This window comes from Pseudomonas sp. NBRC 111139, from assembly GCF_001753955.1.
Lineage (GTDB): Bacteria > Pseudomonadota > Gammaproteobacteria > Pseudomonadales > Pseudomonadaceae > Aquipseudomonas > Aquipseudomonas alloputida.
Genome location: NZ_BCBP01000037.1, coordinates 1 through 22,991, shown reverse-complemented (window position 1 = coordinate 22,991; position 22,991 = coordinate 1). Strand labels below are relative to the sequence as shown.

General features: G+C 62.7%; 22 protein-coding genes. 16 read left to right on the top strand and 6 right to left on the bottom strand.

The genetic code is table 11. The annotated features are described in order from the left end of the window. The 9 genes from cobU (at position 1) to BJQ17_RS14990 (ending at position 6,651) form a co-directional block, all read left to right on the top strand. On the top strand, positions 1-522 hold the full coding sequence (cobU, locus tag BJQ17_RS15025) for a bifunctional adenosylcobinamide kinase/adenosylcobinamide-phosphate guanylyltransferase (RefSeq protein ID WP_003252463.1): 522 nt from the start codon (positions 1-3) through the stop codon (positions 520-522). Beyond that, on the top strand, positions 519-1,574 hold the full coding sequence (gene cobT, locus BJQ17_RS15020; protein ID WP_003252465.1) for a nicotinate-nucleotide--dimethylbenzimidazole phosphoribosyltransferase: 1,056 nt from the start codon (positions 519-521) through the stop codon (positions 1,572-1,574). The genes cobU and cobT overlap by 4 nt, the downstream gene beginning before the upstream one ends. Then, positions 1,571-2,137: a histidine phosphatase family protein gene (locus BJQ17_RS15015; protein WP_003252467.1), complete on the top strand. Its 567-nt coding sequence runs from the start codon at positions 1,571-1,573 to the stop codon at positions 2,135-2,137. Before cobT ends, BJQ17_RS15015 begins: the two co-directional genes overlap by 4 nt. A 1-nt stretch (position 2,138) precedes the next feature. Then, positions 2,139-2,861 carry an adenosylcobinamide-GDP ribazoletransferase gene (locus BJQ17_RS15010; protein WP_004575325.1) on the top strand — a complete coding sequence of 241 codons (723 nt, stop codon included), beginning with the start codon at positions 2,139-2,141 and terminating at the stop codon, positions 2,859-2,861. A 225-nt stretch (positions 2,862-3,086) separates the two neighbouring features. After that, positions 3,087-4,202: a glycoside hydrolase family 5 protein gene (locus BJQ17_RS15005; protein WP_003252471.1), complete on the top strand. Its 1,116-nt coding sequence runs from the start codon at positions 3,087-3,089 to the stop codon at positions 4,200-4,202. 62 nt (positions 4,203-4,264) lie between these two features. After that, positions 4,265-4,669: a MarR family winged helix-turn-helix transcriptional regulator gene (locus tag BJQ17_RS15000; protein ID WP_003252473.1), complete on the top strand. Its 405-nt coding sequence runs from the start codon at positions 4,265-4,267 to the stop codon at positions 4,667-4,669. 62 nt (positions 4,670-4,731) lie between these two features. Continuing rightward, positions 4,732-5,934 carry an MFS transporter gene (locus BJQ17_RS14995; RefSeq protein WP_070096275.1) on the top strand — a complete coding sequence of 401 codons (1,203 nt, stop codon included), beginning with the start codon at positions 4,732-4,734 and terminating at the stop codon, positions 5,932-5,934. Next, positions 5,931-6,053, top strand: coding sequence for a hypothetical protein (locus BJQ17_RS32130; RefSeq protein ID WP_256559700.1), 123 nt, complete (start codon positions 5,931-5,933; stop codon positions 6,051-6,053). The genes BJQ17_RS14995 and BJQ17_RS32130 overlap by 4 nt, the downstream gene beginning before the upstream one ends. A 46-nt stretch (positions 6,054-6,099) precedes the next feature. Beyond that, entirely contained in the window at positions 6,100-6,651 is a 552-nt protein-coding gene (locus BJQ17_RS14990) for a glutathione peroxidase (protein WP_064491168.1), read from the top strand. A 143-nt stretch (positions 6,652-6,794) separates the two neighbouring features. Here the strand turns inward: BJQ17_RS14990 and BJQ17_RS14985 are convergent, their stop codons facing one another. After that, positions 6,795-7,055 carry a DUF2798 domain-containing protein gene (locus BJQ17_RS14985; RefSeq protein WP_070096274.1) on the bottom strand — a complete coding sequence of 87 codons (261 nt, stop codon included), beginning with the start codon at positions 7,053-7,055 and terminating at the stop codon, positions 6,795-6,797. Positions 7,056-7,168: 113 nt separating this feature from the next. Here BJQ17_RS14985 and BJQ17_RS14980 point away from each other — a divergent pair, with 113 nt between their 5' ends. Continuing rightward, positions 7,169-8,098 (top strand): LysR family transcriptional regulator, encoded by a 930-nt coding sequence (locus tag BJQ17_RS14980; RefSeq protein WP_070096273.1) that lies wholly within the window; start codon positions 7,169-7,171, stop codon positions 8,096-8,098. 42 nt (positions 8,099-8,140) lie between these two features. Here BJQ17_RS14980 and BJQ17_RS14975 read toward each other — a convergent pair whose 3' ends face one another. From BJQ17_RS14975 to BJQ17_RS14965, 3 genes are all read right to left on the bottom strand, one after another. Continuing rightward, positions 8,141-9,421, bottom strand: a complete 1,281-nt coding sequence (locus tag BJQ17_RS14975) for an OmpP1/FadL family transporter (protein ID WP_070096272.1) — start codon at positions 9,419-9,421, stop codon at positions 8,141-8,143. Between the two features lie 146 nt (positions 9,422-9,567). Next, complete coding sequence (locus tag BJQ17_RS14970; protein ID WP_003252489.1) at positions 9,568-10,050, bottom strand: hypothetical protein; 483 nt, start codon at positions 10,048-10,050, stop codon at positions 9,568-9,570. 249 nt (positions 10,051-10,299) lie between these two features. Beyond that, complete coding sequence (locus tag BJQ17_RS14965) at positions 10,300-10,524, bottom strand: hypothetical protein (protein ID WP_010952743.1); 225 nt, start codon at positions 10,522-10,524, stop codon at positions 10,300-10,302. Between the two features lie 950 nt (positions 10,525-11,474). On the opposite strand from BJQ17_RS14965, the gene BJQ17_RS14960 reads away from it, so the two are divergent. Together BJQ17_RS14960 and rmuC are read left to right on the top strand one after the other, a co-directional pair. Continuing rightward, on the top strand, positions 11,475-11,894 hold the full coding sequence (locus BJQ17_RS14960) for a tetratricopeptide repeat protein (protein WP_012053440.1): 420 nt from the start codon (positions 11,475-11,477) through the stop codon (positions 11,892-11,894). Positions 11,895-12,305: 411 nt separating this feature from the next. Continuing rightward, entirely contained in the window at positions 12,306-13,679 is a 1,374-nt protein-coding gene (gene rmuC / locus BJQ17_RS14955; protein WP_161774447.1) for a DNA recombination protein RmuC, read from the top strand. On the opposite strand, the gene BJQ17_RS14950 is transcribed toward rmuC, so the two are convergent. Next, positions 13,651-17,130 carry a PAS domain-containing hybrid sensor histidine kinase/response regulator gene (locus tag BJQ17_RS14950; protein WP_012053438.1) on the bottom strand — a complete coding sequence of 1,160 codons (3,480 nt, stop codon included), beginning with the start codon at positions 17,128-17,130 and terminating at the stop codon, positions 13,651-13,653. The genes rmuC and BJQ17_RS14950 overlap by 29 nt on opposite strands. Positions 17,131-17,256: 126 nt before the next feature. Continuing rightward, positions 17,257-18,435 carry an MFS transporter gene (locus tag BJQ17_RS14945; RefSeq protein ID WP_070096271.1) on the bottom strand — a complete coding sequence of 393 codons (1,179 nt, stop codon included), beginning with the start codon at positions 18,433-18,435 and terminating at the stop codon, positions 17,257-17,259. A 241-nt stretch (positions 18,436-18,676) separates the two neighbouring features. Between BJQ17_RS14945 and BJQ17_RS14940 the strand changes: the two genes are divergently transcribed. From BJQ17_RS14940 to BJQ17_RS14925, 4 genes are all read left to right on the top strand, one after another. After that, entirely contained in the window at positions 18,677-19,408 is a 732-nt protein-coding gene (locus BJQ17_RS14940) for a GntR family transcriptional regulator (protein WP_070096270.1), read from the top strand. Between the two features lie 94 nt (positions 19,409-19,502). Beyond that, entirely contained in the window at positions 19,503-20,777 is a 1,275-nt protein-coding gene (locus BJQ17_RS14935; RefSeq protein ID WP_070096269.1) for an MFS transporter, read from the top strand. Positions 20,778-20,801: 24 nt separating this feature from the next. Continuing rightward, the gene (locus BJQ17_RS14930; protein ID WP_070096268.1) at positions 20,802-21,635 is read left to right on the top strand and encodes an amidohydrolase; all 834 of its coding nucleotides are present in this window, start codon (positions 20,802-20,804) and stop codon (positions 21,633-21,635) included. Between the two features lie 157 nt (positions 21,636-21,792). Further along, the coding region (locus BJQ17_RS14925; protein WP_139139785.1) for an MFS transporter at positions 21,793-22,991 on the top strand (1,199 nt) is incomplete at its 3' end.

Below are 22,991 nucleotides of genomic sequence, written 5' to 3'. Positions count from 1 at the left end.
ATGCGTAACCTGATTCTCGGTGGCGCCCGGTCTGGCAAAAGCCGCCTGGCCGAACAACTGGCCAGTGCCAGCGGCTTGCCGGTGACCTACATCGCCACCAGCCAGCCGCTGGATGGCGAAATGAACGAACGCGTGTTGCTGCATCGTCAGCGCCGGCCGGATGACTGGGGGTTGATCGAAGAGCCCTTGGCCCTGGCCGCGGTACTGCGCGCCGAAGCGGCCGAAGGGCGCTGCCTGCTGGTGGATTGCCTGACCCTGTGGCTGACCAATTTGTTGATGCTGGAAGATGACCAGCGCCTGGCCGAGGAGCGTGATGCCCTGCTGGCGTGCCTGGAACAGTTACCTGGCACCCTTATCCTGGTCAGTAACGAAACCGGCCTGGGCGTCGTGCCCATGGGCGAGCTGACCCGGCGCTATGTCGACCTGGCCGGCTGGCTGCACCAGGCGGTGGCCGAACGCTGTCAGCGTGTCGTGCTGACCGTGGCCGGCCTGCCCTTAATCCTCAAAGGACCTGCACTATGACCCAAGCCTGGTGGCGTGACGCCTGCCAACCCCTCGACAACGCCGCCATGGACCAGGCCCGCGCCCGTCAGCAGCAACTGACCAAACCTGCAGGCTCGCTCGGCCAACTTGAAGCGCTGGCGATTCAGCTGGCTGGCCTTCAGGGGCTTGAACGACCCACGCTGGATCAGGTTGCCATCACCATTTTTGCCGGCGACCACGGCGTGGTCGAAGAGGGCATCTCGGCCTATCCGCAGGCGGTAACCGGGCAGATGCTATGTAACTTCGTCGGCGGGGGCGCGGCGATCAGTGTGCTGGCGCGGCAACTGCAGGCCAGCCTGGACGTGGTCGACCTGGGCACCATTGACGCGCAGCTGGAACTGCCCGGCGTGCGCCATCTGCGCCTGGGCACTGGTACTGCCAACTTTGCCCGTCAACCCGCGATGACCGAAAACCAGCTGCAAGCGGCCTTGCAGGCCGGTCGCGACAGTGCCCAGCGCGGCGCCGAACAGGGCGCACAGCTGTTCATCGGTGGCGAGATGGGCATTGGTAACACCACAGCCGCCGCAGCCTTGGCCAGTGTTCTGCTGGGGTGTCCGGCGTCGGAGCTGAGCGGCCCTGGCACTGGCCTGGACAACGCCGGGGTACAGCACAAGGCTGAAGTCATCGAGAGGGCGCTGCGCCTGCATGGCCTGCGTGCTGAAGACCCGTTGCAGGTACTGGGCTGTGTTGGCGGTTTCGAGATCGCGGCGTTGGTCGGTGCCTACATAGGTTGTGCGCAGGCGGGTGTCGCGGTGCTGGTGGATGGCTTTATCTGCAGTGTCGCTGCGCTCGTGGCAGTGCGCCTCAACCCGCAGTGTCGGGCCTGGCTGTTGTTCGCTCATCAGGGCGCTGAACCCGGGCACAAGGCCTTGCTTGCTGCACTGCAGGCCGAGCCCCTGCTGGCCTTGGGCTTGCGCCTGGGTGAGGGCAGTGGCGCTGCCTTGGCGGTGCCGCTGTTGCGCCTGGCCTGTGCGCTGCATGGACAGATGGCGACCTTTGCCGAGGCCGCGGTGGCGGACCGCCCGGCATGATCCTCGACTTGCTGCGCCATGGTGAAACGGAACAAGGCGGCCTGCGTGGCAGCCTTGATGATGCCTTGACCGACAAGGGCTGGGCACAGATGCGCCGCGCGGTGGCCGACGGCGGCCCATGGCAGGTGCTGGTCAGCTCGCCGCTGCAACGTTGTGGGCGTTTTGCCGATGAGCTGGGTGCGCAGTTGAACCTGCCTGTGCAGCGTGAGCCCGCCCTGCAGGAACTGCACTTCGGTGATTGGGAGGGCCAAAGTGCCGCGCAGATCATGGAGCGCCAGGCTGATGCACTGGGCCGTTTCTGGGCCGACCCTTACGCCTTCACACCGCCCAATGGCGAGCCGGTCGAGGCGTTTGCCGAACGGGTGCTGGCGGCTGTCGAGCGTTTGCGCCTTCAACATGCCGGCAAGCGCGTGCTGCTGGTCACCCATGGCGGCGTCATGCGGCTGTTACTGGCCCGTGCCCGTGGCTTGCCCAGGGAGCAGTTGCTGCAGGTCGAGGTGGGCCATGGCGCGTTGATGCGGCTGGTGCCAGGTGGCGATGGGCAACTGGTCGAGGCACCCTGAGATGTTGCCGTTCTGGATCGCCCTGCAATTTCTCAGCAGCCTTCCGGTGAGCCTGCCGGGCATGCCGGCACCGCGTGAGGTAGGGCGTTCGCTGCTGTACTACCCGCTGGTCGGGCTGCTGTTCGGCTTGCTGCTGTGGTTGGCCAGTCATCTGCTGCAGGGTACGCCGTCGCCGCTGCATGCGGCTTTGCTGCTGACGTTGTGGGTACTGCTCAGTGGCGCCTTGCACCTGGATGGCCTGGCGGACAGTGCCGACGCCTGGCTAGGTGGTTTCGGCGACCGTGAGCGCACCTTGCGGATCATGAAAGACCCGCGCAGTGGGCCGATTGCCGTGGTCACCCTGGTCTTGGTGTTGTTGCTGAAGTTTTGCGCACTGTGGGTGCTGGTCGGGCAGGGCATCGGGGCGCAATTGCTGCTGGCGCCGTTGATCGGGCGGGCGGCGATGTTGGGCCTGTTCCTTGGCACACCTTATGTGCGACCTGGCGGGTTGGGCCAGGCGTTGGCCGAACATTTGCCCCGGCGCGCGGCGGGGTGGGTGTTGCTGGTTTGTGTGCTGTTCTGCCTCTTCTTGGGCGGATGGAGCGTGCTGCTGGCGCTGGCGGTGTTTGCCTGGTTGCGGCATCTGATGTGCCGGCGCCTGGGCGGGACCACCGGTGATACCGCCGGTGCGTTGCTGGAGCTGCTGGAGCTGGCCGTCGTGCTCGGGTTGGCGCTGGGGCTTTGAGCGCTTGATCTGGACGGCCCTTTAGCGGCTGCTTTGCGGTGCTTTCGCAGCACGCCATAGGTGTGGAGGGGCAGTAACTTCCAGAAACGGTCCGGAAGCGCCTGCCTCTTCCTTGCCGGCGTATCCTCAGCCTCCCCCCAGCAACCAGGTAGGCTTCCCGTGCGTCACTGGATCTTTGCCAGTCTATTGGTCCTGTCCACCCTCCCAGCCTCTGCTGCAGACCTCATGGCGTTCTGGGACACCCCACGCCACGGCGGCAACAGCTTCAACCGGCTGCCACCCGATCAAGCCTACTTCGATGCCCTGAGGGGGTACGGCGCCACATGGGTGCGGCTGTCGTACGACAAATGGCAACCGGTGAAACGTGATTTCCTCCTCGGCAGCGCCGATACCTATGAAGGCCTGCCCGACGCCGACCTGGCTGTGCTGCGTGCCACCCTCGACCGGGCGCACCAGGCGGGGCTCAAGGTGGTCATCGCGCCACTCTCGCTACCGGGTATGCGCTGGTCGCAAAACAACCAGGGCCAGTTCGATGATCGCCTGTGGCAAGACAAACGTTACTGGTCCCAGGCTGCGGCGTTCTGGCGAGATATGGCGCGCGAACTGAAAAGTCATCCGGCCATCGCGGCCTACAACCTGATCAATGAGCCAGCACCGGAGAAACAGGGCGGCCTGGCTGAACATGCCGAACTCGGGCAGATGCAGCAGTGGTATGCGCAAGCGCAGGGCGGTGCGCGCGATCTGCCCTTGCTGTACCGGCAACTGATAGCGGCCATACGCGAAGAAGACACTGACACGCCGATCATGGTCGATGCCGGCTGGTATGCAGGCGCAGACGCGTTCGGCTACTGGTCGGCGCCGCTGGAAGACCCGCGAGTGCTGTACAGCGTGCACATGTACGAGCCCTATGCCGCAACCAGTGCGCCGAATATGGCGCGCAAACAGCCCATCGCCTATCCAGGCCCCGTATCTTTTGCCGGGCAGACACAGCTGTGGGATGGGCGGCGAGTTGAAGGCTACTTGCGCCAGCCGCTGGCATGGGCCGAGGCCATGGGGCTGCCGCTTTCTCGCCTGGTGGTGGGTGAGTTTGGCTGCATGCGCAGGCTGCCGGGTTGCCGGCAGTACCTTGAAGATGTACTCGTCGTGCTGGATCGCAACCGGTTGCACTGGGCGTTCTATAGCTTTCGTGAAGACAACTGGGATGGCATGGACTACGAGCTGGGCACGGCGAAGGTGCCGTGGCGCTACTGGCAGGCGGTCGAGCAGGGCGCGCCAGACCCCTTGGCGCGCAAGGCCACGGTTGAGTTCGAGCCGATCCGCAGGCGCTTGAACCCGGACTGACGCTTCTCACTCTTTCGTGAAACTTCTTGCAACACTCAGTACGCGGGTATATACACGTATCCATGCTGACCAGTGAATGCATCTGTACCCACCTACGTCGCGCCGCCCGCGGGGTGAGCCGGCATTACGACGAAGCCCTTGCCGGCTTCGGGGTCAATGTCGCCCAGTTTTCCCTGCTGCGGCACCTGCAGCGGCTCGACCGACCCAGCATCACAGCCCTGGCCGAAGCCATGGGGCTCGAGCGCAGTACCCTGGGCCGCAACCTGCGTGTGCTGGAGGCGGATGGGCTGGTAGCACTGGGCGATGGCGACGACCAGCGTAACCGCGTGGTGCTGTTGACCGAGGCGGGTAAGCAACTGCTGCACGTTGCCCACCCAGCCTGGGAGCAGGCCCAGAAAGAACTGGTTGAACGGCTTGGGGTGGGGCAGCGGGATGAACTGGTGCGACTGCTGGAACAACTGGCCTGATTTGATACGACTATAAGCGGGTATATACCCGTAAACCTTGCGATGTGCTGGAGATAACGACAATGACTTCGGTGTGGCGAACCAGCGGATGGGTGTTGGTGGGGGCGGCCTTGATACTGGCGCTGTCTCTGGGCGTACGGCACGGCTTTGGCCTGTTTCTGGGGCCGATGAGTGCTGATTTCGGCTGGGGGCGTGGGGTGTTTGCCTTCGCCATTGCCCTGCAGAACCTGATCTGGGGCCTGGCGCAGCCGTTCGCTGGCGCCTTGGCCGACCGGCTTGGCGCGGCGCGGGTGGTCATCATCGGCGGTATTCTTTATGCCGTCGGCTTGATCTTGATGGGCTTGGCTGATTCGCCTTGGTCGTTGTCGCTGAGTGCGGGCTTGCTGATCGGCATCGGCCTGTCTGGCACGTCGTTCTCGGTCATTCTCGGTGTGGTCGGGCGTGCCGTGCCGGCCGAAAAGCGCAGCATGGCCATGGGGATCGCCAGCGCCGCCGGGTCATTCGGCCAGTTCGCCATGTTGCCGGGTACCCAAGGCCTGATTCAGTGGCTGGGCTGGTCGGCAGCGTTGCTGGTACTGGGCCTTTTGGTGGCGTTCATCGTGCCTTTCGTCGGCCTGCTGCGCGATCGCCCGTTACCCAGTCACGGTGCCGAGCAGACCCTGGGCCAGGCGCTGCGCGAGGCGTGCACGCACTCTGGCTTCTGGTTGCTGGCGTTGGGCTTTTTTGTCTGTGGCTTCCAGGTCGTATTCATTGGCGTTCACCTGCCGGCCTACCTGGTTGACCAGCACCTGGCTGCGGCCACCGGTACGACAGTGCTGGCGCTGGTCGGCCTGTTCAACATCGTCGGTACCTTCACCGCTGGCTGGTTGGGCGGGCGCATGTCCAAGCCGCGCCTGCTGACCGGGTTGTACCTGCTGCGTGCGGTGGTGATCGTGCTGTTCCTGTGGGCGCCGGTGAGCGAGTTCAGTGCTTACCTGTTCGGCATTGCCATGGGCCTTCTGTGGTTGTCCACGGTACCGCTGACCAATGGGACCGTGGCCACCGTGTTCGGGGTGCGCAACCTGTCCATGCTGGGCGGTATCGTGTTCCTGTTCCATCAGTTGGGCGCGTTCCTGGGGGGCTGGCTGGGTGGGGTGGTGTATGACCGCACCGGTAGCTACGACCTGGTCTGGCAGATTTCCATCCTGCTCAGCTTGCTGGCCGCTGCCCTTAACTGGCCGGTGCGCGAGCGCCCGGTTTCACGCCTGCAGGCCCAGGCTGTATGAACCGCTACCTGATACGCGGCCTGTTGGCTATTGCCGCCCTGTTGCTGCTGGCATTGGTGTGGTGGGGCTGGCATCAGGGTGGGATGGCGCTGATGCAACTGGGCATGGGTGTGTGTTAGGCGCTACCCTGCAAGCTCAAGGATTGTCATGCGGGAGAAACAAGTCATGCGTGCACATTGGTTGACGGTGCCGGTGCTGGCCCTGCTTGCCAGTACATCGAGCTGGGCTGCAGATTGCCCGGCATTGTTGCAGGGCAGCCTGCCGGAATTGCGCGGCAAGGGGCAGGTCGAGCTGTGCAAGCGCTTTGCCGGCAAGCCGCTCGTGGTGGTGAATACTGCCAGTTATTGCGGTTTTGCCCCGCAGTTCGAGGGGCTTGAGGCGACCTACAAGGAGTATCACGAGCAAGGCCTGGAAATGCTCGGCGTGCCGTCCAATGACTTCAAGCAGGAAGACGCCGACAGTGAGAAGACTGCCAAGGTTTGCTATGCCAACTACGGTGTCACCTTCACCATGACCAAGACGCAGGCGGTGCGGGGCAAGGATGCGATACCGCTGTTCGCGGAGCTGGCCAGCCAGAGCACTGCGCCGAAGTGGAATTTCTACAAGTATGTTGTCGATCGCAAGGGCAAGGTGATCGGTAACTTCTCCAGCCTGACCAAACCGGATGATCCCGCGTTCCGCGCCGCTATCGAAAAGGCCATCGCCTCACAGCAGTAACCAGGCTGCGCTTGCTGCGGCGTTTGCTTTTAAGCGCGAGGCAGTTCAGGCGACGCAGATTGCGACTTCAGTAGGCCTTACGCCGTCCTCCTGAAGTCGCGGGATCAAGATCAAAAACAGGAAGTGGCTGGCTGCGGGTCACTTCACCGTGCATGCACGGTAATCGCCACCAACCGCACCACCACCGGCCGGACCACCAGCACACACACAAATGCCACCGGCATCGCCAGCTGATAGGCCTTGAGCACATTGCCCAGATACTCAGGGGTAAACCCGGCATTGGCTGCCGTGATCACGAAGCACATCAACAGCGCCATGATCGACGACATGTAGAACGCGAAAACGTAGGGAGTAGCGACCGGGTGCAATTTACGTCGACTGCGCGACCGGGACAGGTTGCTCATGCGAACTCCTGAAAGCTGAGTGGAAGCGCAGATTAGCAACCTGCCCCCTGCAGCTGTAGACCGGCAGCATTGAGTTCTTTATAAAGAAACTCTTACGAATCCAAGCGCTCACCATGGACCTGCTCAACGCCATTCGCTGCTTCATCAAGGTGGTCGAGGCCGGTAGCATCGCTGCTGGTGCCCGTATTCTCGGCCTCAGTCCGGCAGCCGTCAGCCAGAACCTGGCGCGGCTGGAAGGCCACCTGCAAGTGCGCCTGCTCAGCCGAACCACACGCAGCATGGCCCTGACGCCCTCTGGCGCCCAGTATTACGAGCGTGTAAAGCATATCGAGCGTGATCTGGCCCTGGCCGAACAGGCAGTGACAACACCCGACAGCGAGCCTCAGGGGCGGCTGTGCATTGCCTCGACCTCTGCCTTTGGGCGCCATGTGCTGGCGCCGTTGATACCTGCTTTCAGTGCCCGCTACCCTTTACTTTCGATAGAGTTGGTAACGACTGATCGTCGGGTCAACCATGCCCGTGAAGACGTTGACGTGAGCCTGCGCATTGCCCCGCAGCTCGAAGACCAGCTGCTGGCCCGGCGCATCGCCCGCATCCCGTTCATTTGTTGTGCCTCACCCGGTTACCTGCAAGGTGCTGGCGTACCTGCCACGCCCGAGGCCTTGCGCGGGCACCGTTGCCTTGTGTTTCGCTATCCGGTGGATGGCCGCTTCTTGCGCTGGGGCTTCATGCGGGACGGCCTGCGCTTCGAAGCGGAATTCGGCAGTGTATTGATCAGCGACGATATCGATGCCCTGACCCAGATGGCCTTGCACGATGGTGGCATCACCCGTCTGGCCGAGTTCATCGTGCGGCCGCACCTGGCCTCGGGGGCCTTGGTGCCGCTGTTCGAATACTGCGACAGCAGCCAGGCATACGCCCAGACCGAGCCCATGGACATCTACCTGTGCCTGGCCGATCGCTTTGCCATGACCACCAAGGTGCGCGCTTTCATGGACTACCTGCGCGAATGCCTGGGCGACAGCTGGCAAGTGCAGGCATGAAAAAAACCGCCACGAGGGCGGTTTTCATGTAACGCACAGGAATCAGAAGCGGTAGGTGAGGGATGCACCGATACCGTGAGCGCTGTTCTCGTACTTGGCCTGGTAGCTGCCTTTCAACAGCCCTTGTTGTTGCGAGCTTGGCAGGTTGTTGACCTTGGTATCCTCTTCCCACAGATACGAATAGGCAACGTCGATGGTCATGTCATCGTTCGGGCTCCAGCCGGCACCAAAGCTGACCGCTTTACGATCGCCAGTCGGAATGCGTGGCGAGCGATCATGGTTGTTGGTGGGCGACTGGTCGACGGAGAAGCCTGCGCGCAGGGTCCACTCCTTGTTCACCTTGTAGGACGCACCAATGGCGTGGGCCCAGGTGTCGTGCCAGTTCTGCTCTTCGGTGATGGTCTTCAACGGGTAGCCTGCCGGCGCTTCGTTCTCGACGACGATGCTTTCCAGGCGGCTCCAGCGCGTCCAGGTGCTACCCGCATACAGTGTCCAATGGTCATCCAGTTCATGAGTGACCGAGAAGTCCACTGACTCTGGCGTCTTGATCTTCAGGCTAGCGTCGAACTTGCCGTTCAGGCCAAGCTGTGGAATCGGGTAGGAAACGCGGGTATTGCCTTCAAGCTTGTAGTCGACCATCGAGTGATAGGTCAGGCCCAGACGGGTACGGTCCGTAGCTTGCACCAGAACGCCGATGTTGTAACCGATCGCAGTGTCGTCGCCCTTGATCTTGGTCTCGCCGTCAGGGCCATTGGGCCCCAGGAGGGCCTTGCTGCTCAGGTTCGAACCCAGTTCACCCTTGATACGGTTGATAGTCGGGCCAAAACCGATCGACACTTTGTCGTTGAAGGCGTAGCTGACGGTTGGCTGGAAGGTGACAACCTCGACCTTGCTCTTCTTGCCCCAGTAGCGTGCAGCGTCATCGCTACCGTAGTCGGTGATCAGGCCATATGGCACGTAAACGCCGAAGCCAACGCTCCAGTGATCATCAATCGGCTTGACGTAATAGCCCATGGGTACGCCAACGAGAGGCACCATGTCACCATCGGTTTCCCCCCCGAAGTTGCTGCCTGGGCCCGATATGTCGGTCTTGGCGATGACGGCAGCGCCGCCCACGGTGAATTGTTCGCGCTTGAGGCGGGACATGCCGGCCGGGTTGCCATACACAGTGCTGGCATCGTCGGCAGAAGACGAGCGCCCAGCAAAACCGGTTCCCATGCCGCTGATACTTTGTTCGTTCAGCGCGAACCCGGCGGCGAGCAGTTGGCTGGAAGCAAGCGCAACGACTACGCCGAGGGAGGTTTTGAGCATTACTTTTTTCATTATTAGAAAACTCCTTGGGTCTCCGGGGCGAAAAGCTACCAACAAATCACGCGCTGCGCTATAGGCTCAATCGCAGGAGTTAGAGTGGTTTTGTAGGACAATCCGACCAAAATTCCATTTTTTCCGGTTTACTTGTAGGACGCGTCTCAAGATGCCTGTGGCAATTTCTGATCTATGCAGGCATGCCAGGCATGGGTGAAGTCGCGCAGACGACCCTGGGGGTTGAAAATCTGTCGCCAGATACGCGCCAGGGCCAGCAGATCGTCTGCCGCAGGCAATGGGGTGGCCTGCTCTTCGATGAGCATCCAGGCAATGGCAGTGGAATAGCGCAGGTTGACGGTGAGCTCCAGGTGCGGGCCACCCAGGAAGGCGTGCTGGCTGGCCAGGCCGCGGACCAGGCTGGCGAGGTCGGGGTCACGGGCCAGGTATTCGTCCCAGAGCGCCTGGTGACGATGTTCGCCGATGCGGTAGAGGCCGTGCCCGCGTCGGTCGTGCAGGGCTGAGCCGAGTGCTGACTGGCTGGCGGCGATACCCAGGAGCAAGGCTTCGGCGCTGGCGCAGTGACGGTTCAGGTAGACCAGGGTGGGTCGGATCACATACTGACACAATTCATTCGCCGCAATACCCATGATGCCCTCGAGCAGGTAAGGGCCGGACGGGCGCTGGAGCTTGGCAGCTGGTGAATGATCAGGCCCGCCGGGAGCGGAAAGCACCGCTCGAGTTGAAGTGTAGTGTGATAATCGTGGTGTAAAGAGCTGTTTTTAAATCGATTGCTGCCTGACACTCCGGGCTATATGCCCTTAGGCAATTACGCCAAGAGCGTTCAGGCAGTCTTGTGATCGGATGATTCAGCGCTTGAATACCCCGGTATTCGCCGGTCACGCGGTAAGCGACTGACGCGTCCGGGCGATCACCGCCTGCAGCGGTTCATGGCGGCTGTACTGTTCGTGGTACAGGCGTTCGGTATGGCAGGCAACGCCGTGTTCGTCTACCAAGGTAAAGCTGAAGCTGCCCTTGCGTGGGGCAACGATAAGGCACTTCAACGGCGAGAAGGCCTGGGAGAGGGTGCCAATGGCAGCCTGAATCTGATGATGAGTTTGCATATTGTTGGAGGTTCCTGCTTTAAACACGGGGGTTATGATCCGTGCATGATAGAAACGTTCCAGTGACGCCTTTATTAAGGGACGAACGAACCTGACTGGAACAGGGCAGCCAGAGGGGGCGCAATCAAATGTAGGCGCTTGGGCTGACTGGTAGGTACTTCGGAAGGCAGGCAGCACGCCGGGGCCAAGGTTCTAGGCCGTCGAGGTGGGATCCTGATCAATCTGTCATGTGATTCGTGCTTGCGCAGCGTAAGGCTGGCGAGTGAATCATTGAATGGGCCGGTCCTTGTTTCAGCAGGGACGCTCTTGGGGGGAGCGAGTCTGCAAGGACGCTTGCGGCCAGAATTGACTTTCAGCTTGGTACTAACGAGGGGCACCTTACCGGAAGTGCAGATGTTTGGCAAGCGCTACGTTTGTTCAGGTGAGCCGCGCAGTATGGCGCGAATTTTCGTTGCTGGGAAGAGGGGGGAAATGGCCCGAATGCCGGCCGATGTGCCCTTTTCGTGCACCCAAATGGAGGTTCATGGTGCACTTGTTCACATTCGGGGCAGCGCCTGTAACGGCCTGGTAACACCACCCGGCAGCCTCGCCAATGCCTTGACTGCGTGGTTAAGTCAATGAAAAAAAACACTATTTTTAGCTGGTGAAAAAATCGTCAGTTTGACCAAAGCCCCCAATTCACGGGGGTTTGAGGGGTGTGAGAGGGGGTTGTCCACCGAGTTATCCACAGGAACTGTGGATTGTCCCGAGCGCTTGCTCTAGCACGGGCGTGCCAGCAATGGGATGGACTGTCCGACAATTGCCATGCTCCAACAGACTGGTTGGTCATCCACCTGAAAACGTCAAGAAAAGATCATGGAATTTTTTTTCAATCCTCCAGAAATCGACAGGCCAGGGCGAAAAAAAAAGAGTAGAGTGGCGCGCCTTTCGAGTTACCAAACCTGTTGCTCATGAAGTTTCGCGGTAAACACCTTTCCAGCCCCGCTGCATCGACACCTGCACCTCCTGCCAAACGCTTTTCCCTGAAAGTGGCCTTGTGGTTGCTCGACAGCCCGCGCCTGGGCGACAACCCTCAGGTCAAGCACCTGGCCGGGCGCTTGCTGAAGCAGCCTGCGCGCCAAGGGGTGGTTGTGGCGCAGAGCCGCCTGGGGCAGATGCTGTGCCGCGATTGTGGCAACGCCCGTGACCGGCGTATAGGCCATGAGCTGCTGCGGCAGGCTGCCCGCGCAGGGGATCGGCGGGCGCAGCTGGAGTACGCTCGGCTGTGTCAGCACAACGAGCCGGAGCAGGCGCGCTATTGGCTTGAGCTTGCGGCAGGGCAGGGGTCGCAGGAAGCGCGGCGCTTGTTGCGACAGTGGTTTTCTGTCTGAGCTTTTTTGCCTGCGCGGGCCCTTTCGCGAGCAATCACCGATGTGTGTCCACCGCCGTGGTAGGAGCGGGTTTACCCGCGAATACGGTGGCGGCGGCCACGGTGAACGGCGGGTTGGAGATTGGCCAGCAGGGCCGGCCTCTTCGCGGGTGAACCCGCTCCTACGGGCGACCGTGCAGGCATTACCTTTGCCTTCAGGCTTGCGCAGCGGGCAGGCCCGCGATGAGGCCGATGCAGGCAACACGCCAGTCAGGCTGATAAGCTGCACTCAATTTGCATCAGAGCGTTCGGGGTAAGCATGACAGTGGATCTGGCCAGCATTCTGCTGGGCTTGGTGGCAGGCGTAATACCCTGCCTGGTGTGGGTCATGCAGGTGCAGCGCCGCCAGGGCGCACGGCAAGGTGAGCAGGCCTTGCTCGAAGAGCGCCTCAACGCTGCCCAACTTGCCCAAGCTGGCCTGCAGGCGCAACTGGACGCCAGCCGCGACGAGGTCAGCGACCTCAGTGAGGCCAACGCCGTCAAACAGGCCCAGCTGGCCGCCCAAGGCCGTGAGCTGGAGCTGCTGCAGATCGACCGCGACAATGCCCGTGATGCGGCCCACGCCTGGAGCCTTGAGCGCGCCAACCGCGAAGCCGAACTGCGCCGCCTGGAAGCGCAAACCGCGCGCCTGGACGCAGAACTGCGTGAACAGCAGGAAAGCCACCAGCAACGCCTGGAAGACCTGCAGGAGGCCCGTGACACCTTGCGCGCCCAGTTCGCCGACATGGCCACCAAGATCTTCGACGAGCGCGAGCAGCGCTTCGCCCAGACCAGCCAGCAGCACCTTGGCCAGTTGCTCGACCCGCTCAAGGAGCGCATCCAGGCCTTCGAAAAACGCGTGGAGGAAAGCTATCAACAAGAGGCCCGCGAGCGCTTCTCGCTGGGCAAGGAGCTGGAGCGCCTGCAACAGCTCAACCTGCGCCTGTCCGACGAAGCCACCAACCTTACCCAGGCCTTGAAGGGCCAGAAAACTCAAGGTAACTGGGGGGAGCTTATCCTCGAACGCGTGCTGGAGCATGCCGGCCTGGAAAAGGGCCGCGAATACCAAACCCAGGTCAGCCTGAAAAGCGCCGATGGCGAGCGTTTCCAGCCGGATGTGCTGATCATGCTGCCCGGCGACAAGCAGGTGGTGGTGGACGCCAAGGTCAGCCTCACTGCGTACCAGCAGTTCGTTGCCGGCAACGACGAAGCTGCGCTCAAGCAGCATGTGCAGTCGCTGCGCAGCCACGTCAAAGGCCTGTCGAGCAAGGACTACAGCCGCCTTGAAGGCCTGCACAGCCTGGATTTCGTGTTGTTGTTCGTGCCCATCGAGGCGGCCTTTTCGGCGGCCCTGCAGGCCGAGCCGAACCTGTTCCAGGAGGCCTTCGACCGGCAGATCGTGATTGTCAGCCCTACCACGTTGCTGGCGACCTTGCGGGTGATCGACAGCCTGTGGAAGCAGGAGCGTCAAGGGCAGAACGCCCGCGAAATTGCCGAGCGTGCCGGCTGGCTCTACGACAAGTTCGTGCTGTTCATCCAGGACCTGGACGAGCTGGGCAGCCGCTTGCAGCAGGTAGACAAGGCTTATGCTGCCGCGCGCAACAAGCTGTGCGAAGGGCGTGGCAACCTGGTCAGCCGCAGCGAGCAGCTTAAGCTACTGGGCGCCCGTGCCAGCAAGAGCTTGCCGGCAGACCTGCTGGAGCGGGCGCTGTCCGACGAGGCGCTGCCCGACGTAGCGGTTACTGAGCCAGGCTCAGATGGCGATTGAGCAGGGCGCGCAAGGCCGCGGGCTTGACCGGTTTGGCCAGGTAGTCCAGCCCTGATGCATGTACCAGGGCGATGGTTTCCTTGCTGCCGTCGGCGCTGATCACTACACCGGGTACCGGCTCACCCAGCCGTGCTCGAAGCCAGCCCATCAGTCCGGTGCCGGTCTCGCCGTCGTCCAGGTGGTAGTCCACCAATGCCAGGTGCGGGCGCATGCCTTTGGCCAGCAGGGCTTCGCATTCGGCCTGGTTGCGCGCGGTCCATACCTGGCAACCCCAGCGGCTCAGCAGGCTGTTCATGCCGATCAGGATGCTGTCTTCGTTGTCCACGCATAGCACGTGCAACCCGGCCAGTGGCTGGCCGCCCTGTTGTTCCACGGGCGCGCTTGGCGCCGCGGCGGCCTGGCGTGCAATCGGTACGCTGACGCGGAACACCGTGCCCTTGCCTGGCCATGAGCGCACTTCCAGCGGATGCCCCAGCACCCGACACAGGCCGTCTGCGATGGCCAGGCCCAAGCCTAGCCCCTTCTCGGCACGGGTCTGGTGGCTGTCCAGGCGCTTGAACTCCTGAAAGATCACTTGCAGCTTGTCGTCAGCAATGCCCGGGCCACGGTCCCAGACCTCCAGCCACAGGCGCTCGCCCTGTCGGCGCGCGCCTAGCAGGATCGGGCTCTTGCCGTAGCGCAGGGCATTGGTGAGGAAGTTCTGCAGCACCCGGCGTAGCAGTTTCATGTCGCTGTCCACCCGCAGGCGGCTGCCGCGCAGGCGGAACTCCAGGCCTTTCTCGGCCGCCAGCAGCTTGAACTCGGCGCCCAGGGTGTCGAACAGCTCGTTGAGGGCGAAGGGTTTGGCATCCGGGGTGATCTTGCCGTTTTCCAGGCGCGAGATGTCCAGCAGGTCGCTGATCAGCTCTTCAGCCGAGCGCAGCGAGCTGTCCATGTGCTGTACCAACTGCTGGGCCTCTTCGTTCATGCCCTCGGCCTGTTGCGACAAGGCGGCAGAGAAAAGCCGTGCGGCGTTCAACGGTTGCATCAGGTCATGGCTGACGGCGGCCAGGAAGCGGGTCTTGGACTTGCTCACCGCTTCGGCCTGGCTCTTGGCTTCGGACAGCGCCTGGTTCAACTGCGACAGTTCGTGGGTGCGCTCCGCCACGCGTTGTTCAAGGCGTTCGTTGGCATCGCGCAGGGCCTGCTCGGCTTCGCGGAACGGGGTGATGTCGGTGAAGCTCATGACAAAGCCGCCGCCCGGCATCGGGTTGCCGATCAGCTCGATCACCCGGCCATTGGGGAACAGCCGCTCGGAGGAGTGCGCGCGGCCCTGACGCATCCAGTGCAGCCGACGCGCCACATGCACTTGCGCTTCGCCGGGGCCGCACAGGCCGCGCTCGGCGTTGTAGCGGATGATATCGGCAATCGGTCGCCCTACGCTGATCAGCCCGTCCGGGTAGTTGAACAGCTCCAGGTAGCGGCGGTTCCAGGCCACCAGGTGCAAGTTCTGGTCGACCACGCTGATACCTTGGTTGATGTTTTCGATGGCGCCTTGCAGCAGGGCGCGGTTGAACTGAAGCACCTCACTGGCTTCGTCAGCGATGCGCACCACGTCTTCCAGCTGCATGTCTCGGCCTTCGATGGCCGCTTTGACCACGGCGCGGGTCGAGGAGGTACCGAGTACCCCGGCCAGCAGGCGTTCGGTGTGCTCGATCCAGTCGCCATCGGCGTTCTGGTTCGGGTTGAAGCCCTTGCCCTGGCGGTAGGCAAAGCGGATGAAGCTCTGCCGTGCGCGCTCTTCCCCGACAAAGCGCGAGGCCAGGGTCAACAGGTCGTCGATCTGCACCGCCAGCAGCGGCTTGCTGCTGGGCCGCGCGCTGGTCTGCTGGCCAATGAACCGGCCGGCCTGCCAGTGCTCGGAAACCCGTGTGCGCGACAGCACCGAAACCCAGGCGAACAGGGTGAAGTTGCCCGCCAGTGACAGCACCACACCTTGGGTCAGTGGACTGATCGGCAGGTTCAGCGGGTTGCCGTGCAGCCACGCCAGGCCAGGGAACAACTGCAACGACCAGCCCAGGCTGTGCGCGGCAATCGGCAGCACCAAGGTGTAGAACCACAGAAAAATGCCAGCGGCCAGGCCGGCGAACACGCCGCGACGGTTGGCCTGCTTCCAGTACAGCGCGCCAAGCATGGCCGGGGTGAGCTGGGTCACAGCGGCAAAGGCGATCTGGCCGATGGTCGCCAGGCTGGCGGTGGAGCCCAGCAGGCGGTAGCTGACATAGGCCAGCAGCAGGATCACCACGATGGTTACCCGGCGAACCGAAAGCATCCAGTGGCGGAACGCTTCGAAAGGCCGCTCGGCGTTGTTGCGGCGCAGCAGCCAGGGCAGCAGCATGTCGTTGGACACCATGGTCGACAGCGCCACGGCCTCGACGATCACCATGCCGGTAGCTGCCGAGGCGCCGCCGATGAACGCCAGCAGGGCAAGGCTCGGGTGCGCCTCGGCCAGCGGCAGGCTGATGACGAACGAGTCGGAGATCACCGTGCCGGGCAGCATCATCTGCCCGGCCAGGGCAATCGGCACCACGAACAGCGCGGCCAGTGCCAGGTACATGGGGAATACCCAGCGCGCCAGGCGCAAGTCCTGCGGTTCGATGTTCTCGACCACGGTAACGTGGAACTGCCGGGGCAGGCAGATGATTGCCATCATCGCCACGGCGGTTTGCACCACCATGGACGGCCAATTGATGGTTTCTTTCCAATAGTCCTGCAAGTGGATTGACTGGCGGGCCTGGCTGAACAGGTCGTCGAAGCCGTCATACAGGTTGAAAACGATGAAGATGCCCACGGCAAGGAACGCCAGCAGCTTGATCAGCGATTCGAAGGCGATCGCCAGGACCATGCCGCGGTGGTGTTCGGTCACATCCAGGCTGCGGGTACCGAAGACGATGGCGAACAGCGCCAGTACCAGCGATATCACCAGCGCGGTGTCCTGCACGCGGGTGCCGGTGGCGTCGGCGTTGGCCCCGATCAACAGGTTCACGCCCAGTACGATGCCCTTGAGCTGCAGGGCGATATACGGCAGCACGCCGACCAGGCAGATCAGCGCCACCACCACTGCCAGGGTCTGCGACTTGCCGTAGCGTGCGGCAATGAAGTCGGCGATCGAGGTGATGTTCTGCTGCTTGCTGATCAACACCATCTTCTGCAGCACCCACGGCGCGAAGATCAGCAGCAGTACCGGGCCCAGGTAGATTGGCAGGAATGCCCAAAGCTGTTCGGCGGCCTGGCCGACCGCGCCGAAAAAGGTCCAGCTGGTGCAGTACACGGCCAGCGACAGGCTGTACACCCAGGCACGCAGCTTTGGCGGCAATGGCGTGCTGCGGCGGTCGCCATAGAAGGCGATGGCGAACATGATGGCCATATAGGCCAGGGCGACCACGGCGATCAGCCCGCTGGACAACGACATGAAGACTCCGAAGCAAAAAGGTAACGCGGTCCCGATCAATCAGTCTGGCACGCAAGTGCCGCTTCGTCAGCGCAGACGATGGTTGTAGGAGCGGGTTCACCCGCGAATAGGCCGGAACAGGCAACATCAACCCCTGCGGGTACCCAACCCATAGAACACCCCTGCCAGTATCACCGACAACACCAGCAGGTAGAAGACTGCCCCCGGCCACAGGTGTACCAGTGCAAACCCCACCATCACCGGCCCCAGCGCCGCCCCCAGGTTGGACAGGTTCTGCGCGCCGTAATACACCCCGCGCAAGTGCTCCGGTGCGATCAGGTCGATAAACATGTACTCGGCCGGGATCACGATGATTTCGCCCAGCGTGAACACCAGCATCGCCAGGCACCAGACCAGTACCGAGCCCGCCAGCGCAAAACCCAGCAAGCCGGCGATTAACAGGCCCATGCCGGCCAACAGCCACGGCATCAGGCGCTGGCGGCTGATGCGCCGGCCAATCAGGTACTGCAAGGCAATGACCGTCACGGCGTTGGTGGTGACCAGATAGCCGATCAGCCGTGCCGCTTCGGCCGGGTTGCTGGTGACCACCAGGTACTGGGACAGGTAGGCGGTGAACTGGCCGAACACTACCGCGCTCAGCACCCCACCCACGGTAAAGCACACCAGCCGACGATCCCGCGCCAGCCCCAGTGCCACCTGGCCGAAGCCGGCCGCAGGTTTGTCCGGCGCGCTGGCCTGCAGGCTGCGATCACCCAGGCGCCAGTAAGCCAGGCACATGGCCAGGCCAAGCAGGGCAGAGGCGAGGAACGGCACATGGTCGTTCAGTTCAAGCATGGCCACGCCCAGCAACGGGCCGGTGGCGTAGCCGACGTTGCTGAGGGTGTACTTGATGGCGAATACCTCGGCCCGCTCATCCACCGGCAGTAACGCGCAGAAGCCCGCCTTGGCAGCAATGTCGACCACTGCCAGGGCCAGGTTGATCAACACCAGACAAAAGAAGAACGGCAGTGCCGAACGGCTGGCGACCGCGCCGACGAAGGCCAGGGCGAACAGCAGGGTACTGGCGCTGACCAGCGTGTGGTTGCTCAAGGTGTCGACCAGATGGCCACCGTACAGACTCAATAGCGAGGCGACGATCAGCGCGCCACCGATCAGCAGGCCGATCTGGCTGATCGGCAGCTGGAAATTGTCGGCCAGGTAAACCACCAGGTAGGGCAGGGTGAGGGCGCGGGCGACGGTAAGCGCGAAGGTGGTGGTGAGCAGCAGGCGAACGGTGTGCGGGTAGCGTTTTATGGCGGCGAGCATTGCCACGTCCTTGTTGTGCGGGTTTGCCGAGCACAAGCATAAGCCACATGCGGTCCTTGCAGCAGCACCGGCAACGTTCAAGAGAAGATGGCAATGCTCCGGCTGGCTCACAGCCCTTCGCGACACAAGGCCGCTTCACGGACAAAGGGCGACAGGCGGAGGATTGACAGTCTGTCAGGCTCGGGGAATACTCTCGCAAAATTCATATATATGTTTATATAACAAGACGAGAGCGAGACCCATGCACCCATTGACCGGTGATGCTCGACTGCCCCGCTATCAACAACTGCGCGATCACATGGTCACGCAAATTGCCAACAACCGCTGGCGCCCGGGGGAAGCGATCCCGACCGAAGCAGCCTTGGCCACCGAGTTCGACCTGTCGATCGGTACCGTGCGCAAGGCCGTCGATGTCCTGGTGGCCGAAGGCGTGCTGGAGCGCCAGCAGGGCCGAGGCACCTTCATTCGCCGCCCACAGTTCCAGTCGTCGCTGTTCCGCTTCTTCCGTTTCGAGGCCGCCAATGGCGAGCGCATAGTGCCGGAAAGCCGCATTCTTTCCATCGAGTCGCTTCCGGCGCCTTCGGCAGTGGCCGAGGCATTGGGCCTGGCAGGGGAGGCAGAAGTGATCCGCATCGTTCGCACACGTCTGCTTGGCGCCCAGCCGGTGCTGGCCGAAGACATCTGGCTGCCGCGCCAAACCTTCCAGCCGCTGCTGGACGTGGATTTAAACAGCAAGGGCCCACTGCTGTACCCGATCTACGAAGCGCTGTGCGGTCAGGTGGTCGCCTACGCCGAAGAAACCCTGACCGCCGAAGCGGTCGACGCGGTGCATGGCCGCTTGCTGCAACTGCCGGCCGACAGCCCGGTGGTCGTGATCGAGCGCCTGGCCCGCGACTATGCCGGCAAACCTCTGGAATGGCGCCGCTCGCGCGGCCATGCGCAGCACTTCCGCTACCGCATCGACATTCGCTAAACCGGTCGCTTCACCCTTTTACCTGTCTGCGCCGTGCTGCCATGGCGCAGTGGCTTCGCCTGCCCGTCACACCACGAATAGAAGGATAACAATCATGTTCAGCTGGTATCGCGAGATCACCTCACGGGAACGCAAGACATTCTGGGCCTGTTTCGGCGGCTGGTCGCTCGATGCGCTGGAAGTGCAGATGTTCGGCCTGGCCATCCCCGCGCTGATCGCCGCATTCTCCCTGACCAAGGGCGATGCCGGCCTGATCAGTGGCCTGACCCTGGTGACCTCGGCAATCGGCGGCTGGCTGGGTGGCACACTGTCCGACCGCTATGGTCGCGTGCGTACCCTGCAATGGATGATTCTCTGGTTCTCGTTCTTCACCTTCCTTTCGGCGTTCGTCACCGGTTTCTACCCGTTGCTGTTCGTCAAGGCCATGCAAGGCTTTGGCATCGGTGGCGAATGGGCAGCCGGCGCTGTGCTGATGGCCGAAACCATCAACCCCAAGTATCGCGGCAAGGTCATGGGCACGGTGCAGAGTGCCTGGGCTGTGGGGTGGGGGCTGGCGGTGGCATTGTTTACGCTGATCTACTCGCTGGTGCCGCAGGAGTTTGCCTGGCGGGTGATGTTCTTCGTCGGTCTGCTGCCATCGCTGCTGATCATCTGGGTACGCCGCAACGTGCCCGAGCCGGACAGCTTCCAGCGCCTGCAAAAGGAAAAGGCCGTCCCTTCCAGCTTCTTGCAGTCGATGGCTGGCATCTTCCGCCCGGAACTGCTGCGTGTGACCCTGCTGGGCGGCTTGCTCGGCCTGGGTGCCCACGGTGGCTACCACGCGGTGATGACCTGGTTGCCGACCTTCCTCAAGACAGAGCGCAACCTTTCGGTGCTGAACTCGGGCGGTTACCTGGCGGTGATCATCCTGGCCTTCTGGTGCGGCTGCGTGGTCAGCGGCCTGCTGATCGACCGTATTGGCAGGCGCAAGAACATCCTGCTGTTCGCCCTGTGCTGTGTACTGACCGTGCAGGCCTACGTGTTCTTCCCGCTGACCAATACCCAGATGCTGTTCCTCGGCTTCCCGCTGGGCTTTTTCGCCGCCGGCATCCCGGCCAGCCTGGGTGCGTTTTTCAATGAACTGTACCCGGCTGACGTGCGCGGCGCCGGGGTGGGCTTTTGCTACAACTTCGGTCGCGTGCTGTCGGCCGTTTTCCCGTTCCTGGTCGGGCACATGAGCGAGTCGATGTCGCTGGGCAGTGCCATCGGCATCGATGCCGGCATCGCCTATGGCGTTGCGGTGATCGCAGCCCTGTGCCTGCCCGAAACCCGTGGCCGCAACCTTGAATCTGCACCTGCGCCGGAAACGGCCGGTGCCGTCGCCAAGTAACCTGAACCTGTTTGTATGAGAACCATGCCCGACGCACCCGCTTTGCACCTGACTGCCATCGACAGCCACGCCCACGTGTTCAGCCGTGGGCTGAACCTGGCCCGCCAGCGGCGTTATGCGCCCAGTTACGATGCGCCGCTGGGCGACTACCTGGGCCAACTGCGGGCCCATGGTTGCAGCCATGGCGTACTGGTCCAGCCCAGCTTCCTGGGTACTGACAACCGCTACCTGCTCAGCGCCTTGCAGACCGCGCCAGGGCAACTGCGCGGGGTGGTGATGCTGGAGCGGGAGGTCGAGCGGGCGACCTTGGCGGAAATGGCCCGGTTGGGAGTCAGGGGGGTACGCCTCAACCTCATGGGGCAAGACATGCCTGACCTGACCGGCGCGCAGTGGCGGCCGTTGCTGGAGCGCATCGGCGAGCAGGGTTGGCACGTGGAACTGCACCGTCAGGTGGCGGACATTCCAGTGCTGGTGCGGGCATTGCAGCCTTACGGGCTGGACATCGTGATTGACCATTTCGGCCGGCCGGATGCCCGCCTTGGCCTGGGCCAGCCGGGGTTTGCCGAACTGCTGACCCTGAGCGGTCGGGGCAAGGTGTGGGTGAAGGTGTCCGGCATCTACAGGCTGCAGGGCTCGCCGGAGGAGAACCTGGCATTCGCCCGTCAGGCGCTGTGCGCGCTGGAAGCCCATTACGGCGCAGAGCGGTTGATGTGGGGCAGTGACTGGCCGCATACCCAGCATGAGTCGGAGGTCAGTTTCGGCACCGCTGTCGAACAGTTTGAGGCCTTGGGTTGTTCAGCGCAGTTGCGCCAGGCACTGTTGCTGGATACCGCGCGGGCGTTGTTTGGCTTCGAGTGACGTAGCGCCAGTTCTACAACTGCCGGCAGGTCCTTGAACGCAATCTCGCTTGGCCATGCCTGAGCCGGTGCTTGCCAGTCAGCGCATTTCCCATGCAGATTTGTGGCCCGGCGCGCTTGGCGAGCCTCCAATTGAAAAGCCCTCAGGACCAAGGACGATGAGTCACTCTTCGCAATTCACCTTGCTCGGCAAGCGGCGTTTCCTGCCGTTTTTCATCACTCAGTCGCTGGGTGCCTTCAACGACAACCTGTTCAAGCAGTCGCTGATCCTGGCGATTTTGTTCAAGCTCAGCCTGGGCGATGGTGACCGATCGATCTGGGTCAACTTGTGTGCCTTGCTGTTCATCCTGCCGTTTTTCCTGTTTTCGGCGCTGGGCGGGCAGTTTGGCGAGAAGTTCGCCAAGGATGCGCTGATCCGTGCAATCAAACTGGCCGAAATTGTGATCATGGCGATTGGTGCGCTGGGCTTTGTCACCAACCATCTGTGGCTGATGCTGGTGGCGCTGTTCGGTATGGGGACCCACTCGGCGCTGTTCGGCCCGGTGAAGTATTCGATCCTGCCGCAGGCCCTGCGCGAGGAAGAGTTGGTGGGCGGTAACGGGCTGGTGGAAACCGGCACCTTCCTCGCCATCCTCGCCGGCACCATCGGCGCGGGGGTGATGATGTCGGCCGACAGCTACGCAACAGTGGTGGCCGGTGGCGTGGTCGGCACGGCGGTACTCGGCTACCTCGCCAGCCGCTGGATCCCTCGGGCGGCTGCCGCCTCGCCGCAAATGCCGCTGGACTGGAACATCTTCAAGCAGTCGTGGGTGATCTTGCGCATGGGCCTGGGCCAGCCGCCGGCGGTGTCGCGCTCGATCGTCGGCAACTCGTGGTTCTGGTTTGTCGGCGCTATCTACCTCACGCAGATCCCGGCCTATGCCAAGGATTGGCTGCACGGTGACGGCACCGTGGTGACCCTGGTGCTGACCCTGTTCTCGGTGGGCATTGCCCTGGGCTCGCTGCTGTGTGAGCGGCTCAGTGGACGCAAGGTGGAAATCGGCCTGGTGCCGTTCGGTTCGTTCGGCCTGACCCTGTTCGGCCTGCTGTGGTGGTGGCACTCCGGTGATGTACCGGCTGCAGCAGCGCCGCACGACTGGCTGGCACTGCTGGGCATGAGCCAGGCCTGGTGGATCTTGCTGTCGATCATTGGCCTGGGTGTGTTCGGCGGCTTCTACATCGTGCCGTTATATGCGTTGATCCAGGCCCGCACGGCCGAGGACGAGCGCGCCAGGGTGATCGCGGCCAACAACATCCTCAATGCTTTGTTCATGGTGGTGTCGGCGGTGCTCACCATCATCCTGCTAGGCGTGGCCAA